At 66.0% G+C, this 14,960-nt stretch carries 10 protein-coding genes and 2 tRNA genes; 6 read left to right on the forward strand and 6 right to left on the reverse strand.

The features are described 5' to 3' along the window. Nucleotides 1-138: 138 nt before the first annotated feature. Entirely contained in the window at nucleotides 139-921 is a 783-nt protein-coding gene (locus tag AWB66_RS10765) for a peptidylprolyl isomerase (RefSeq protein WP_087630296.1), read from the forward strand. Between the two features lie 70 nt (nucleotides 922-991). On the opposite strand, the gene purL is transcribed toward AWB66_RS10765, so the two are convergent. Then, nucleotides 992-5,029 (reverse strand): phosphoribosylformylglycinamidine synthase, encoded by a 4,038-nt coding sequence (purL, locus tag AWB66_RS10770; RefSeq protein ID WP_087630297.1) that lies wholly within the window; start codon nucleotides 5,027-5,029, stop codon nucleotides 992-994. Between the two features lie 483 nt (nucleotides 5,030-5,512). Here purL and AWB66_RS10775 point away from each other — a divergent pair, with 483 nt between their 5' ends. The 3 genes from AWB66_RS10775 (at nucleotide 5,513) to pgi (ending at nucleotide 10,218) form a co-directional block, all read left to right on the forward strand. Continuing rightward, nucleotides 5,513-6,790, forward strand: coding sequence for an FAD-dependent oxidoreductase (locus AWB66_RS10775; RefSeq protein WP_087630298.1), 1,278 nt, complete (start codon nucleotides 5,513-5,515; stop codon nucleotides 6,788-6,790). 72 nt (nucleotides 6,791-6,862) lie between these two features. Next, complete coding sequence (locus AWB66_RS10780; protein WP_087630299.1) at nucleotides 6,863-8,413, forward strand: NAD(P)H-hydrate dehydratase; 1,551 nt, start codon at nucleotides 6,863-6,865, stop codon at nucleotides 8,411-8,413. A 182-nt stretch (nucleotides 8,414-8,595) separates the two neighbouring features. After that, complete coding sequence (pgi, locus tag AWB66_RS10785; RefSeq protein ID WP_087630300.1) at nucleotides 8,596-10,218, forward strand: glucose-6-phosphate isomerase; 1,623 nt, start codon at nucleotides 8,596-8,598, stop codon at nucleotides 10,216-10,218. A 42-nt stretch (nucleotides 10,219-10,260) separates the two neighbouring features. On the opposite strand, the gene AWB66_RS10790 is transcribed toward pgi, so the two are convergent. Then, on the reverse strand, nucleotides 10,261-10,962 hold the full coding sequence (locus AWB66_RS10790; RefSeq protein WP_087630301.1) for an ABC transporter ATP-binding protein: 702 nt from the start codon (nucleotides 10,960-10,962) through the stop codon (nucleotides 10,261-10,263). On the opposite strand from AWB66_RS10790, the gene AWB66_RS10795 reads away from it, so the two are divergent. Both AWB66_RS10795 and AWB66_RS10800 read left to right on the forward strand, forming a co-directional pair. After that, complete coding sequence (locus AWB66_RS10795; RefSeq protein WP_235021090.1) at nucleotides 10,961-11,653, forward strand: arylesterase; 693 nt, start codon at nucleotides 10,961-10,963, stop codon at nucleotides 11,651-11,653. The two genes, AWB66_RS10790 and AWB66_RS10795, sit on opposite strands and share 2 nt — an antisense overlap. Nucleotides 11,654-11,793: 140 nt before the next feature. Next, on the forward strand, nucleotides 11,794-12,135 hold the full coding sequence (locus AWB66_RS10800; RefSeq protein WP_087630303.1) for a hypothetical protein: 342 nt from the start codon (nucleotides 11,794-11,796) through the stop codon (nucleotides 12,133-12,135). A 109-nt stretch (nucleotides 12,136-12,244) separates the two neighbouring features. Here the strand turns inward: AWB66_RS10800 and AWB66_RS10805 are convergent, their stop codons facing one another. The 4 genes from AWB66_RS10805 to AWB66_RS10820 all read right to left on the reverse strand — a co-directional run bounded on the left by AWB66_RS10805 (nucleotide 12,245) and on the right by AWB66_RS10820 (nucleotide 14,847). Continuing rightward, nucleotides 12,245-14,170 (reverse strand): SurA N-terminal domain-containing protein, encoded by a 1,926-nt coding sequence (locus AWB66_RS10805; RefSeq protein ID WP_087630304.1) that lies wholly within the window; start codon nucleotides 14,168-14,170, stop codon nucleotides 12,245-12,247. 88 nt (nucleotides 14,171-14,258) lie between these two features. Next, nucleotides 14,259-14,335 (reverse strand) — tRNA-Asp (locus tag AWB66_RS10810). Between the two features lie 37 nt (nucleotides 14,336-14,372). After that, nucleotides 14,373-14,448 (reverse strand) — tRNA-Val (locus AWB66_RS10815). Between the two features lie 66 nt (nucleotides 14,449-14,514). Further along, nucleotides 14,515-14,847, reverse strand: a complete 333-nt coding sequence (locus tag AWB66_RS10820) for an HU family DNA-binding protein (RefSeq protein ID WP_268811148.1) — start codon at nucleotides 14,845-14,847, stop codon at nucleotides 14,515-14,517. Between the last annotated feature and the right edge of the window lie 113 nt (nucleotides 14,848-14,960).

Genomic DNA, 14,960 nt, shown 5'->3' on the forward strand with positions numbered 1-14,960 from the left:
CCCGCCGTTGCAGACGTTCCGTTGGCCTCTGTCGCCTGGATCGGGCGCTTGCCCGGGCCCCACGCAGGTCCCACGCGATACGCGCTTTCCTTCTTTAACCTGCCTCAACGGCATCTGTTGCCTCGTTAGGAACTTCCGATGACTTTGAAAAAAACCCATCTCTGGGTATTGCTGGCTGCGTTCGCGGCGGTGCCCGCCTACGCGCAAAACATCGCCGTCGTGAACGGCACGCCGATCCCGACCGCGCGCGCCAATGCGCTCGTGAGCCAGCTCGTCCAGCAGGGTCAGAAGGACTCGCCGCAACTGCAGGCAGCCGTTCGCGAAGAGCTGATCAATCGCGAGGTCCTGAGCCAGGAGGCGGCGCGCCGCGGTATCGCGACCCGTCCCGACGTGAAGGCGCAGATCGCCGTCGCGCAACAAACCGTGGTGCTGCGCGCGCTGATCGAAGACTTCGTGAAGAACAACCCGCCGACCGACGCCGAGATCAAGGCGCGCTACGACGACCTCGTGAAGCAAGCGGGTGGCGGCAAGGAACTGCATCTGCATCACATCCTCGTCGAGGACGAAGCGCAGGCGAAGGAACTGATCGCGAAGCTCAAGGGCGGCGCGAGCTTCGAAGATCTCGCGAAGCAGTATTCGAAGGACCCGGGATCGGGCAAGAACGGCGGCGATCTCGACTGGTCGAGTCCGCAGGCTTACGTGCCTGAATTCGGCGCGGCCGCCGCGAAGCTGAAAAAGGGTGAAGTGACGCCCGAGCCGGTGAAGACGCAATTCGGCTGGCACATCATTCGTCTCGACGACTCGCGCGAAACTCCGCCGCCGCCGCTCGAACAGGTGAAGTCGCAGATCGCGCAGCAGATCCAGCAGGAAAAGCTCCAGGCGTTCGAAGAAGGGTTGAAGAAGAAAGCGGTGATCAAGTAAGGCCGCAGCGCTCAAAAAAACGCCACGAACTTCGTTCGTGGCGTTTTTGCTTTCTGCTCGCCGCAGAAGATCAGCCGATCCACCGCCGTGCGTTCTGGAACGCACGCAGCCACGGGCTGCCGTCGCTCGTCCAGTCCTCGGGCGTCCAGCTCATCTGCACGTTGCGATGCACGCGCTCCATGTGCGGCATCAGCACCGTGAACCGGCCATCCGGTGTCGTCACCGAGGTGATGCCTTCCGGCGATCCGTTCGGATTGAACGGATAACGCTCCGTCGCGTCGCCGCGATGATCGACGAAGCGCATCGCGACCAGCGCCTTCGACGCATCGCCTTGCTGCGAGAAGTCCGCGAAACCTTCACCGTGCGCGACCGCCACCGGAATGCGCGAGCCATCCATGCCGGCAAAGAAAATCGACGGCGAGTTTTGTACTTCCACGAGCGAGAAGCGCGCTTCGAACTGCTCCGACTTGTTGCGCGTGAACTTCGGCCAGGCATCGGCGCCGGGGATGATCGACGCGAGGCTGCTCATCATCTGGCAGCCGTTGCAGATACCGAGCGCGAACGTATCCGTGCGGCCGAAGAACGCGGCGAACATGTCGGCGAGACGCGGATTAAAGCGGATCGTCTTCGCCCAGCCCTCGCCCGCGCCGAGCACGTCGCCGTAGGAAAAGCCGCCGCACGCCACCGCGCCCGCGAAGTCGGCGAGCGTCGCGCGGCCTTCGAGCAGGTCGCTCATGTGGACGTCGTGCGCATCGAAGCCTGCGCGATCGAACGCGTAGGCCGTCTCCAGATGCGAGTTGACGCCCTGCTCGCGCAGGATCGCCACGCGCGGGCGTGCCAACTTGCCGATGAACGGCGCCGCCACGTCGTGCGCCGGGTCGAAGCTCAGGACCGGCGTGATGCCCGGATCGCTCGCATCCGACAGCGCTTCGTATTCCGCATCGGCGCACGCGGGGTTGTCGCGCAGACGCGCGATGCGCCAGCTCACCTCGCCCCATGCGCGATGCAACTCGACGCGCGGCGCTTCGTAGATCTTCTTCGCGTCGCGATAGATCTCGATGGTGTCACGCTCGTTCGGCTTGCCGATCACGTGCGAGCACGCCGACAACCCATGTTCGCGCAACGCGACCAGAACCGCGTCGCGGTCGGCCGCGCGCACCTGCACGACCGCGCCGAGTTCTTCCGCGAAGAGCGCGCGGATCGTGCGGTCGTCGCGGCGGCCGCTCGTCTGCTTGGCCCAGTCCTTCGCGTCGCCGTAATCCGACTCGTGATTCGCGTCGAGCGTCAGCATGTCGACGTTCAGCGACACGCCCACGTGTCCCGCGAACGCCATCTCGCAGACGGTCGCCCACAGGCCGCCGTCCGAGCGGTCGTGGTACGCGAGCAGCTTGCCTTCGGCATTGAGCGACTGGATCGCGGTGAAGAAGCGCTTCAGGTCCAGGGCGTCGTCGACGTCGGGCACCGTGTCGCCGACCTGCTGCGTCACCTGCGCAAAGATGCTGCCGCCGAGGCGATTGCGCCCGCGGCCGAGATCGATCGCGATCAGGACCGTGTCGACGTCGCGGCTCAGTTGCGGCGTGAGTTGCCGGCGCACGTCCTCGACCGGCGCGAACGCCGAGATGATGAGCGACACCGGCGACACCACTTCCTTCGCCGCGCCCGTCGCGTCCTGCCACTGGGTGCGCATCGACAGCGAATCCTTACCGACCGGAATGCTGATGCCGAGCGCCGGGCACAGTTCCATGCCGATCGCCTTCACGGTATCGAAGAGCGCGGCGTCTTCGCCCGCGCTGCCGCACGCGGCCATCCAGTTCGCGGAGAGTTTCAGCTTGTTCAGCGATTCGATCGGCGCGGCGGCGATGTTCGTCACCGCCTCGCCCACCGCCATGCGGCCCGACGCCGGCGCGTCGATGACGGCGAGCGGCGTGCGCTCGGCTATCGTCATCGCTTCGCCGCGAAAGCCCGCGTAGTCCATCGTCGTGATCGCACAGTCGGCGACGGGCACCTGCCACGGGCCGACCATCTGGTCGCGCGCGGTCGTGCCGCCCACCGAGCGGTCGCCGATCGTGATGAGAAACGACTTGCTCGCGACCGTCGGGTGCTTCAGCACATCGACGGCGATCTCCGAGAACGTCACACCCGTCACGTCGATGGGCTCGAACGTCGCCGCCTCGCGCTTCACGTCGCGATGCATCTTCGGCGGCTTGCCGAGCAACACGTCCATCGGCATGTCGACGGGCGCCTGGCCGTCGCTTTGGTCGTCGACCAATTGCAACTGGCGTTCTTCCGTCGCCACGCCGACGACCGCGACCGGGCAACGCTCGCGCTCGCAGATCGCCTCGAACGCGGGCAGATCGGCCGGCGCGATGGCGAGGACGTAGCGTTCCTGCGCCTCGTTCGACCAGATTTCGCGCGGCGAGAGCCCCGTTTCTTCGAGTTGTACTTTTCGCAGCTCGAAGCGCGCGCCCTTGCCCGCACCATCGACGAGTTCCGGGAACGCGTTCGAAATCCCGCCCGCGCCGACGTCGTGAATCGACAGGATCGGGTTCTGCTCGCCCTGCTGCCAGCACGCGTTGATCACTTCCTGCGCGCGGCGCTGGATTTCCGGATTGCCGCGCTGAACCGAGTCGAAATCGAGCTCGGCGGTGTTCGCGCCGGTCGCCATTGAACTCGCCGCGCCGCCGCCCATGCCGATGCGCATGCCGGGCCCGCCGATCTGGATCAGGAGCGTGCCTGCCGGCAAGTCCATTTTGTGCGTGTGCTGGTCGGAGATATTGCCGATGCCGCCCGCGATCATGATCGGCTTGTGATAGCCGCGCACGCGGCCCGCGACGTTCTGCTCGTAGGTGCGGAAATAGCCGCCGAGATTCGGGCGGCCGAATTCGTTGTTGAAGGCGGCGGCGCCGATGGGCCCGTCGATCATGATCTGCAACGGCGACGCGATGCGGTCCGGGCGTCCATACGGCTCGTTGGCGTCGGCGGGATTGCGCTGCGGCAAGGGCGTCGCGCTGTCGCGGGCGTTTTCCCACTTCTGGCGCGCGCCCGGAAGATCGAGGTTCGACACCGTAAAGCCCGCGAGACCCGCCTTCGGACGCGCGCCGCGCCCGGTCGCGCCTTCGTCGCGGATCTCGCCGCCCGAGCCGGTCGCCGCGCCCGCGAATGGCGAGATCGCGGTCGGGTGATTGTGCGTCTCGACCTTCATCAGCGTGTGCGTCAGCTCGACGTTGCGCGCGTAATGCTCGTTCGTGCCGCGCGGGAACCAGCGCTCGGCGACGCCGCCCGCCATGATCGCCGAGTTGTCCGAATACGCGACGATCGTGCCTTCGTGATTGAGCTTCTCGGTATTGCGGATCATCTGGAAGAGCGAGATGTCCTGCTTTTCGCCGTCGATGGTCCATTCGCCGTTGAAAATCTTGTGGCGGCAGTGCTCGCTGTTCGCCTGCGCGAACATCATCAGTTCGACGTCGGTCGGATTGCGTCCGAGCGATTTGAACGCATCGACGAGATAGTCGATTTCGTCGTCCGCGAGCGCGAGGCCGAGTTCCAGGTTCGCCGCTTCCAGCGCGCCGCGTCCGTGGCCGAGGATGTCGACGGTTTGCAGCGGCTTCGCCGGCAGTTCGTCGAAGAGATGCAGCGCGTGATCGCGCGACGGCGCCACGTTTTCGGTCATGCGGTCATGGAGCGCCGCCGCGACCTGTGCGCGCGCTTCGTCGGTGAGCGTTTTCTTGCCGCCGAGCAGGCCGCTTTTGAGCACCACCGTGTATTCGACGCCGCGCTCGATGCGCCGCACGTGCGTGAGGCCGCAGTGGTGCGCGATGTCGGTCGCCTTGCTCGCCCACGGCGAGACGGTGCCAAAGCGCGGCACGACCATGAACGTCGCGACGTTGCCGCGTTCCTTCTGTTCCTCGAACGGCGCGCCGTAGTGCATCAGCGCGTGAATGCGGTTGGTGTCTTCGTCGGTGAGCGGCTCGGCCGAGTTCACGAAGTGCAGATACTGGCCGCGCACGCCGACGATATTCGGGTCGATGCGGGCGAGCGTTTCGAGGAGACGAGTCTGACGGAAATCGGAGAGGGCCGAAGCGCCGGGGAAACACGAGAAGTGGGCCATTGTGACGGTGCGTCGATGACGTCGATAGGCCGTTTTGTCCATTGCAGACGAAGCGGCGTGAGGCGAAGGGAAGACCCGGATTATAACCCGGAAGTGTCTCGAAATCGGCCGGGCACCCCGCCCGGAGCGCCCGCCGATGCCGCTCGCCGGGCGTAGCCGCTGCGCCGCGCGGTGTATCGAAATGCGGGCGGCGAGCAAAATTCGCGGAATTTTTCCAATTCCGCGCAACGCCTGCCGCGACGGGTTCGCCGCGGGTTCGCCGTGCCGCGGCAAGCGGCGACGCGCGCTCGCGAGCGCCGCCGAGGCGTCCGGCGACCGCCGTTTGGCGCTATCATGGCGCGCTTTCCCCGCGCGGACGTACCCTTTCGACGCCGCCGGTCCGTCAAATTCACGGCACTGCTTGCGGCTCGCGTCGATCGCGACGAGCCGCGCACCACTCGCCACACAACACGCAAGTCTCACGCCCTCGGGCGACAAAGAATCATGGATGTCATCGTCATCGGCGGCGGGATCGGCGGAATCGCCACCGCTTACCAGTTGTATGCGGCCGGACACCGCGTCTGCGTGATCGAGCGCCACGCGACCGTCGCGCAGGGCGCGACCTACGGCCACGGCGGCCCGATCCTGCCCTCGCCGCTCGACGTCTGGTTCGGCCCGACCTTCATGGGCGCCCGCAGCGCGGCGAAGACGGGCATCGTCTTCAGGCCGGGTTTCGATTCCGCCGCGCGCGATTTCGCGAAAAAACTCGCGCGCCTGCGCGAACCCGACGCGTTCACCGCGCAATACGCCCGGCTGCGACCGCTCGTCGAACTGTCGCGGCGCGTGATCGACGAGATCGAAGCGACGTTCGGCCTCGACTGCGAGCAGCGGCGCGGCGTGCTGCACGTGTTCCGCCGTCCGCGCGAGCTCGAACTGGCGGCGCCGGCCATCGAGTTGCTCAGGCGCTTCGAGGTGCCGCATCACGTGCTGAGTGCCGCCGAGTGCGCCGCCGCCGAGCCGTCCGTGCCCGACGATCCGCCCTTCGCCGGCGGCGTGATGCTCGACGACGAGCGCACCGCGAACTGTCCGCTCTTCACGAAACAGCTCAAGCAGATCCTGGAAGACCGCGGCGTGCAGTTCCGGCTCGGCCGCGAGGTCGCGTCGCTTCATCTGGACGACCGCGGCGCGGCCGTCGACCTGATGCCGGTCGCGGGCGTCCACTACGACCGCGTCACGGCCGATGCGATCGTCGTGGCGGCGGGCATCGGCACGCCAGCGCTGGTGTCGCGCGTGAACGGCAAGTTGCCGCTGCATCCGTTGCGCCTGCACAGCCTCACCGCGCCGATCGCCTACGAAGAGCACGCGCCGCACATCACGATCGTCGATTCGATCAAGCGCATCGCGATGACGCGCGTCAACCAGCGTCTGCGCGTCGCGGGCGCGGGCGTCCTGCAGAGCGAGGCGAAGACGCTCAAGCCGCTGCCCGCCGCGCTTGCCGACCGCGTGTTCGCGCTCCTCGGGCAAGGCACGCACGACTGGGTGCCGGGTGCCGCGAAGGTGTCGGCGGCGCGGACCTGGGAAGGCTTGCGCCTGCTCTCGCCGGACGGGCTGCCGGTCGTCGGCGCGACGGGCCACGCGCGGCTTTTCGTCAACGCGGCGCACGGCCCGGCGGGCTGGGGCCTCGCGTGCGGCTCTGCTAAAGTGATCGCGGATCTCGTTTCCGGGCTCACCCCCGACATTCCCGCCGACACCCTCGCGGCGTTGCGCATCGACCGGTTCTGAGCACGGGGCGATGCGAGGCGCGAGCGGCCGGCCGATGCCGCTCATCACGCCCGCTCATCACGCCATTTCGCCATGACCTCGCACCGATCGCCCTATCTCGCTCCGAACGACGACGCGCTCGCCCTCCTCACGCTCGACGAACTCCGCTCGCTCGAAGCGCGCGCAGCCAGCGCGCTGCCCGCGCACACGCTGATGGCACGCGCGGGCGCCGCCGCCGCGCAGTTTCTCCTCGACTCGGATCAGCATTCGCCCGAGCGCCAGTCGCTCCCGGTGTGGATCGTCGCGGGCCCGGGCAACAATGGCGGCGATGCGCTCGTGCTCGCCGCCGAACTGCTGAAAGCGGGCGTGGCCGTCGAAGTGTGCATGCCGGTCGAAGTCAAACCGGACGACGCCCGCTGGGCGCTCGACACCGCGCGCGCGGCCGGCGTACCGATCTCGGACCAAGCGCCGCAGTCGCTCGCGGGCTATAGCTGGGTCGTCGACGGCATGTTCGGCATCGGGCTCGCGCGGCCGCTTCACGGCGTGTTCGCCGAGATCGCGACGCGCCTCACGCGCCGCTCCCGCGAGGACGGCGGCGTGCTCGCGCTCGACATCGCCAGCGGCCTGAACAGCGACACCGGCGAAGCGGTGAGCGGCGGCCCGGCCGTGCGCGCGACGCACACGATCAGCTTCATCGGCGCGAAGCCGGGGCATTACACGGGCCAAGGCCGCGACCTCACCGGCAAGCTGGTTGTCGCGACGCTCGACGTCGATCCGCCCGCGCAGCCGTCGATCGTCCTCAACGCGCCGTCGCTTTTCGCGACGCACCTGCCGCCGCGCGACTACGCGAGCAACAAGGGCACCTTCGGCACGCTCGCCGTGATCGGCGGCGACACCGGCATGTGCGGCGCGCCGATCCTCGCCGCGCGCATGGCGCTCTACGGGGGCGCGGGCAAGGTCAACGTCGCGTTCCTCGGCGACGGCGCCCCGCCCTACGACCCGCCTCATCCGGAACTGATGCTGCATCACGTCGACGGCTTCGCGCTCGACAAGATGGACGCGCTCTCGATCGGCTGCGGGATGGGATCGAGCGATCGCGCGAAGCGCGTGCTCGCCGACGTGCTCGCGCTCGACGTGCCGAAACTCCTCGACGCCGACGCGCTCAACCTGATTTCCCGCGACGACGCATTGGCCGCCCGCGTCGCCGCGTGTGGCGCGAAGGGCGATCCGTGCATCCTGACGCCGCATCCGCTGGAAGCCGCGCGCCTTCTGGGCCGCGACGTGAAGGACGTGCAGCGCGAACGCATCGCCGCCGCGCGGCAGCTCGCGGCGCGGTTTGGCGCCGTCGCCGTGCTGAAAGGCTCGGGCACCGTGATCGCGTCGCCCGACGGACGCGTCGCGATCAATCCCACGGGCAACGCCGCGCTCGCGACGGGCGGCACGGGCGACGTGCTCGGCGGATTGATCGGAGCATTGCTCGCGCAGCGGTTGCCCGCGTACGAAGCCGCGCTCGCGGGCGTCTATCTGCACGGGCTCGCGGCGCAAGTGCTGACCGACGAGGGCGAAGGCCCGGCGGGTCTCACGGCCGGCGAACTCGCGCCAAAGGTACGCAGCTTGCTCAATCGCCGCTTCTATTCGGGCTGAAGCAGCGGAAATCAGCGAGCGGCGATGCAAGCCATCGTTCATGCATCGTCGCTATACTCGCAGTGGACCGCGCACCTGCTTCCGCGTCTCGCGGGCATTCGCACGGAACGTTCCCTTCAGCCAGTGACGGCCATGAAGACACCTCGAAGCAATCCAAGCCAACTCAAGCCCATCGGACCGCTATGACGCTCAATTCGCTCCCTGCCTGGTCGGCGCTCCAGTCCCATTACGACGAAATCTCCGGCGAACGCCTGCGCGACTGGTTCGCGCCGCAAAACGACACCGCGCCGACGCGCGCCGAGCGCTTCACGTTCGACGGCGGCGGTCTTGCCATCGACTTCTCGAAGAACCGCATCACCGATGCGACGCTCAAGCTGCTCGTCGAGCTGGCGCGGCAGGCGAAGGTCACCGAACGCCGCGACGCGATGTTCGCGGGCGACATCGTCAACATGACCGAGCACCGCGCGGCGCTGCACACGGCGTTGCGCGCCACCGCCGACGACGCCCCGTTCCAGCAGCAGGTCCGCGCCGAGAAGGCGAAGATGGCGGCGTTCGCGGACAAGGTCCGCGACGGCGCGTGGACGGGCTATACCGGCAAGCGCATCCGGCACGTGGTGAACATCGGCATCGGCGGATCGGACCTCGGGCCGAAGATGGTCGTGCACGCGCTGCATCATCTGGCGTCGCCGGAATTGCAGACGCACTTCGTGTCGAACGTCGACGGCGCCGATCTCTACAACGTGCTGCAAACCATCGACGCCGAAGAGACGCTCGCGATCATCGTGTCGAAGACCTTCACGACGCTCGAAACGATGACCAACGCGCGCTCGATGCGCGACTGGTTCACCCGCCAAGGCTGCCCGGAAGACGCGTTGTCGAAGCACTTCGTCGGCGTGTCGGCAAATCCGGAGGAAGTGGTCAAGTTCGGCATCGCGAAAGAGAACGTGTTCGAGATGTGGGACTGGGTCGGCGGGCGCTATTCGCTGTGGTCGGCGGTCGGCTTGTCGATCATGATCGCGGTGGGTCCGAAGAACTTCGAGGGTTTGCTCGAAGGCGCGCACAGGATGGACGAGCATTTCCGCACCGCACCGCTGGAGAAGAACCTGCCGGTGCTGATGGGCATGATCGGCATCTGGTATCGAAACTTCTTTGGCTCGCAAAGCGACTTGGTCGCGCCGTATTCGGAAGCGCTGCATTATCTTTCCGCGTATCTCCAGCAACTGGAGATGGAAAGCAACGGCAAATCGGCGCGGCTCGACGGCACGATGGTCGATTACCCCACCGCCGCCGTGATCTGGGGCGAGCCGGGCACGAACGGGCAGCACGCGTTCTTCCAGATGCTGCACCAGGGGCCGACCATCATTCCGATCGACTTCATCGCGGTGCTGACGCCCGAACATCCGCTCGTCGATCATCACGCGAAGCTGCTCGCGAACTGCTTCGCGCAGAGCGAGGCGCTGATGCTCGGCCGCACGCTGGAAGAAGCGAAGAAGGTGGCGGGCCCCGGCAAGGAAGCGCTCGCGACGCATCTGAGCTTCCCCGGCAATCGCCCGACCACGACCATCCTGCTCGATGCGCTCACGCCGCAAACGCTCGGCGCGCTGATCGCGCTCTACGAGCACAAGGTCCTCGTGCAGGCGTCGGTGTGGGACATCAATCCGTTCGACCAGTGGGGCGTGGAACTCGGCAAGATTCTCGGCAAGGTCGTCGAAGCCGACATCACCGCGGCAAGCGCCGATCCGGCGAAGCACGACTCGTCGACCTCGACGCTGATTGCGCGCGCACGCAAGGCATTGAAGCGCTGATGTGAGCGCGTGTCGTCCAAGAGCATGGGACGACGCGCGTCTTTACACGCCGAGGCCGTTCACGAGCCGCCCCGCTTCGATCGTCACCGTCGCATCGCAGCGGCCAGCGAGTTCGGTGTCGTGCGTGACGAGCACGAGCGTCGCGCCATTGCGGCGGTTCATTTCGAACATCAGGTCGATGATCGCGTAGCCGGTCGCGGCGTCGAGGCTGCCGGTCGGTTCGTCGGCGAAGAGGATGGCCGGATGCGTGACGAACGCGCGCGCGAGCGCGACACGCTGCTGTTCGCCGCCCGACAACAGCTTCGGATAGTGCCCGGTGCGCTGCGCGAGCCCGACCTGGTCGAGCAGCGACCGCGCACGCGCTGCGATCTCGCGATGCGGCATCTCGGCGCGCAGTTCTAGCGGCAGCATCACGTTTTCGAGCGCCGTGAGATGCGGCATCAACTGGAACGACTGGAACACGAATCCGACCGAGCCGCTACGCAGCGCAGCGCGCCCGTCTTCGTCGAGGTCACCGAGTTCCTTGCCGAGCAGACGAACCGAGCCCTCGCTCGCGCTGTCCAAACCAGCGAGCAAGCCGAGCAGCGTCGACTTGCCCGACCCCGATGCGCCGACGATTGCCACGCTGCTGCCTTTCGGAATCGCCAGGTCGATCTGATCGAGGATCGTCAGTTCACCTGTTGCGTCCTTGACCCGCTTGCTCAATCCCCGTACTTCGATGACTGGTTCGATATTGTTTTGCATGGAAAACTTCAAGGTGAACTGGGACGCACGCGCTGCGGCGCTCGTGACGCGGGTGACGCTCGTCGCGCTTTCGTTGACTGCGGGATTGCCAAGCGCCCATGCCGCGGACGCACAGGCGGCTCGGTCGTTGCCGACGATCGTCGTGCTCGGCGACAGTCTCTCCGCCGAATACGGCCTGCCGCGCGATACGGGCTGGGTCAACCTGCTGCGCGAACGGCTCGCCAAAGAGCGTCTCGATTATAGCGTCGCCAATTCGAGCATCAGCGGCGACACCACGAGCGGCGGGCTTGCCCGGTTGCCCGCCATCTTGAACCGGCTGAAGCCGGCGGTCGTCGTGGTCGAGCTGGGCGCCAACGATGCGCTGCGTGGCGTGCCGCTCGCGACGACCGAGGCGAATCTTCGATCGATCGTCGAGCGATCGCAGGCCGTGCACGCGAAGGTTTTACTCGTCGGGATGTACGTTCCGCCCAATTACGGCCCCGACTACTCGCAAAAGTTCCATGGCGTCTACGAGCAGTTGTCGAAAGAGAAGAAAGTGCCGCTCGTGCCGTTCCTGCTGGCCGGTATCGTCGACAAGCCCGCCCTCTTTCAGGCCGACCAGATTCATCCCACGGTTCAGGCCCAGCCCTTGCTATTGGAAAACGTCTGGCCAAACCTGAAACCGCTGCTGGGCGCGACGGCCTCCAGATGATTCGCAGACCGAGTCGGGAGACCACGGCGCCGGGCGCATTTCAAGACAAAACGCGGAACAAGGCCAGGGTTCTGTTATCTGAACTTTCGCTTCACTCTTAAAACCCGGCTCCGCAGTGAGCGCCCCAACAAGGAGGTAACGTGAAATATTTGTCCCTTCTCGCCATGACCGTTGCGATCTCGGCGTGTGCCGCCCAGCCGCCTGCAGGCGTGCAACAGGTGGGCACGAGCCAGAAAGCGCCGAAGGTCGTCGCGCAGTGCATCTCGCAGAAATGGGCCGACAAGTCGCAGCAGCAGGTCGTATCGCAGGATACGCTCGCCAACGACCAGGCCCTCGATGTCTACGTGCCGGGCCAGCAGCCGCCCGCGGGCGCCGCCGCCGTCGTGCGTCCCAACTGGACCGGCCCGGGCTCGTGGGTCGGCTTCCGTGCCTCGGGCGCGGCCGGCAGCGAGGCGACCGGCGATATCCAGACTTGCCTGTAACCGACGAGTCGCGTCCACGCGACCGCTGACGCTCAGCGCTCGACGCTCAAGCGATAAAAAAGCCCCGATGGTTTCCACCATCGGGGCTTTTTAGTGTGGCCTTGATCGCTTACTGCTGGGCGGCCGTTGGGGGCGCCTGCGTGATCTTCACCTTCGAGCGCGCCTTCAGCGACTCGAGATACGCTTCCATCTCCGCTTGCGCGTAGACCTGCGCGACCTGCTGCTGTGCGCCGGTCAGACGGTCGGCAGCGACGGGCGTGGCCTTCTGGATGCCGTTCACGCGATAGATCGCATAACCGTCGTTGCCGAGGTCGACGCCGACATAAGCCGGCAGCTTCGACGCGTCCGCCTTGAAGATCGCGCCGAGCGCGGCCGGCGGCAAGCCTTGCGGGTCGTTGCGCGATACCGTCGTTACCGACGAGAAGCCCGCCGTTGCATTCGACTTCTGCACGTCGGCCAGCTTCGCCGCGCCGTCCTTCCGGGCCTTCGCAGCCGCTTCTTCAGCGACGACCTTCGCGCGCACCGCGTCTTTCACTGCGTCGAGCGCGGGCACCGCGGCCGGCTTGTAGTCGGTCACGCGGGCGGCGATGAGCGTGTTGCCGCCGACGTCGATGGCCTGCGTGTTGTTGTGGTCCTTCACGGAGTCCGGAGCGAAGACGGCGGCGAGAAACTTCCCGTTGTTCAGCGGGTTGTCCTGCGGCAGTTGCGGATTCGGCGTCGGTGCGACGGTCGCCGTCTGGATCTGGAGCTTGTACTTGTCGGCGGCGGGTTGAAGCGTCTTCGACTTTTCGTACACGGCGTCGGTGAACCCCTGCGCGTCGTCGGCGAGGCTCTTCGATGCCTGCTGCGCCACGTAGTCCTTCGCGAGCGCGTCCTTCACTTCGTCGAACGGCTTCGTGCTCGCCGGCTTCACGTCGGTGGCCTGAATGATGTGATAACCGAAGTCGGACTGCACGACATCGCTCACTTCGCCTTTCTTGAGACCGAACGCGGCATCGTCGAATGCCTTGCCGCCCGCGATCATGCCGCGGCCGAAGTAGCCGAGATCGCCGCCCTTCGATGCCGAGCCCGGGTCTTCCGAATTCTTCTCCGCGATCTGCGCGAACTGATCCGGATGCGCCTTCACCTGCGTGAGCAGTTCGTCGGCCTTGGCTTTCGCCTTCGCCTTGTCGGCCGCGCTCGCGTCTTTCGGAGCGTTGATCAGGATGTGGCTCGCGCGCACTTCGCTTTCCGTGCGATAGCGCTGGACATTGTCGTCGTAGTACTTCTTCAAGTCGGCGTCGGTCGGCTTGATCGCAGCAGAGAGCGTCGACGGCGACAGCACCAGATATTGGATCGAAGCCGATTCGGGCGTCGCGAATTCATTGCGATGCGCGTCGTAGTAGGACTTGATCTGCGCGTCGCTCGGCTGGACCTTCGACGCGTAGTCCACCGTGCGGAACGCGAGGCCCTGCACGTCGCGGCGTTGCTCGGCAAGCTCAGTGAGACTCTGCGCGAGCGCCTTCGACGTGAACGCGCTCGCCTGAATGCTGCCCGGAATCTGGTCGATGGCGAGACCATAGCGGGTGCGCTCGTCGTATTGCTCGGGCGTCATGCCCTGCATCGCGAGCAGCTGCTTGTAGCGCTCGACGTCGATCGTGCCGTCGGGCTTGCGCAGCGACGAGATCACCGGATCGGCGAGCAGCGCGCGGCGCACGGCCTCGTCAGACGCGGTCAGATGCAAACGTTGCGTTTCGTCGGCGAGCGCGCGTTGCTGCACGAGGCTGTCGACGAGCGCGGTGCGCATCGCGGGCGTCTCGAACATCTTCGGATCGAACTGCGCGCCGAGCATCTGCCGCGCCCGATCGACTTGCTGGCGCAACGCGTTGTCGTATTCGATGCGCGTGACCTTGTGACCGTTCACGCTCGCGACGTTCGCGTTCTCGTCGAAGAAACTGCTGAACCCCTGAATACCGACGATCCCCAGCCCCGGCACAACGATGAGGATCAGGAGCGCCATCATCAGGCGTTGGTGATTACGGAAAAAATCGAGCATGCGTAACGCTGCCTTAAGACAAAACGCCCGATATTACAACAGCGGGCAATAAAAAAGGCGAACCGGAGTTCGCCTTTCTCGTAGATGCTGGCGGAGTGGACGGGACTCGAACCCGCGACCCCCGGCGTGACAGGCCGGTATTCTAACCGACTGAACTACCACTCCTTTTGTTGCTGCTTATGTCACTTGCTGAATCTGGAACTGGTGGGTGCTGAGAGGCTCGAACTCCCGACCTACGCCTTGTAAGGGCGCCGCTCTACCAACTGAGCTAAGCACCCGCTCCGCGATTCGTTCACCAGACGGCAACGATGCTTTGTGTTGCATTGCTGCATCCAGCGAGTCCGCTAGTTTAGCGCATCTTTCAGTGCTTTGCCAGGGCGGAATTTGGGCACCTTGGCGGCCTTGATCTTGATCGCATCGCCTGTGCGCGGATTGCGTCCGGTGCGCGCGACGCGCTTGCCGACCGCGAACGTCCCGAAGCCCACGAGGGTCACCGTACCGCCCTTCTTGAGCGTGCTGCGCACGCCGCCGATCACGGCGTCGAGTGCGCGGCCAGCGGCTGCTTTGGAGATATCGGCTTGCTGCGCGATATGGTCGATCAGTTCCGTTTTGTTCATTGTGATCCCCGAGTCTTTAGTTGCACGTTGTTGTCGATGGTGTCCTGCATCGAAGCCGATCGCTTCGACGGACGTCCGGCCAGGCCGGGCGCGGCGCTCATTAGAAGCAGCCGAAAGAGCCGTGTCAACGAGGGTTGGGCCTGATTCAAGCCCCTTGTACGGCGCTTTAGAAG

The organism is Caballeronia telluris, assembly GCF_001544495.1.
In the GTDB taxonomy this organism is placed as follows: domain Bacteria; phylum Pseudomonadota; class Gammaproteobacteria; order Burkholderiales; family Burkholderiaceae; genus Caballeronia; species Caballeronia telluris.

Bases quoted from the DNA above. Each gene is read 5' to 3' on its own strand.
- AWB66_RS10765 (WP_087630296.1), top strand. From the start codon at position 139: ATGACTTTGAAAAAAACCCATCTCTGGGTATTGCTGGCTGCGTTCGCG.
- purL (WP_087630297.1), bottom strand. From the start codon at position 5,029: ATGGCCCACTTCTCGTGTTTCCCCGGCGCTTCGGCCCTCTCCGATTTC.
- AWB66_RS10775 (WP_087630298.1), top strand. From the start codon at position 5,513: ATGGATGTCATCGTCATCGGCGGCGGGATCGGCGGAATCGCCACCGCT.
- AWB66_RS10780 (WP_087630299.1), top strand. From the start codon at position 6,863: ATGACCTCGCACCGATCGCCCTATCTCGCTCCGAACGACGACGCGCTC.
- pgi (WP_087630300.1), top strand. From the start codon at position 8,596: ATGACGCTCAATTCGCTCCCTGCCTGGTCGGCGCTCCAGTCCCATTAC.
- AWB66_RS10795 (WP_235021090.1), top strand. From the start codon at position 10,961: ATGGAAAACTTCAAGGTGAACTGGGACGCACGCGCTGCGGCGCTCGTG.
- AWB66_RS10790 (WP_087630301.1), bottom strand. From the start codon at position 10,962: ATGCAAAACAATATCGAACCAGTCATCGAAGTACGGGGATTGAGCAAG.
- AWB66_RS10805 (WP_087630304.1), bottom strand. From the start codon at position 14,170: ATGCTCGATTTTTTCCGTAATCACCAACGCCTGATGATGGCGCTCCTG.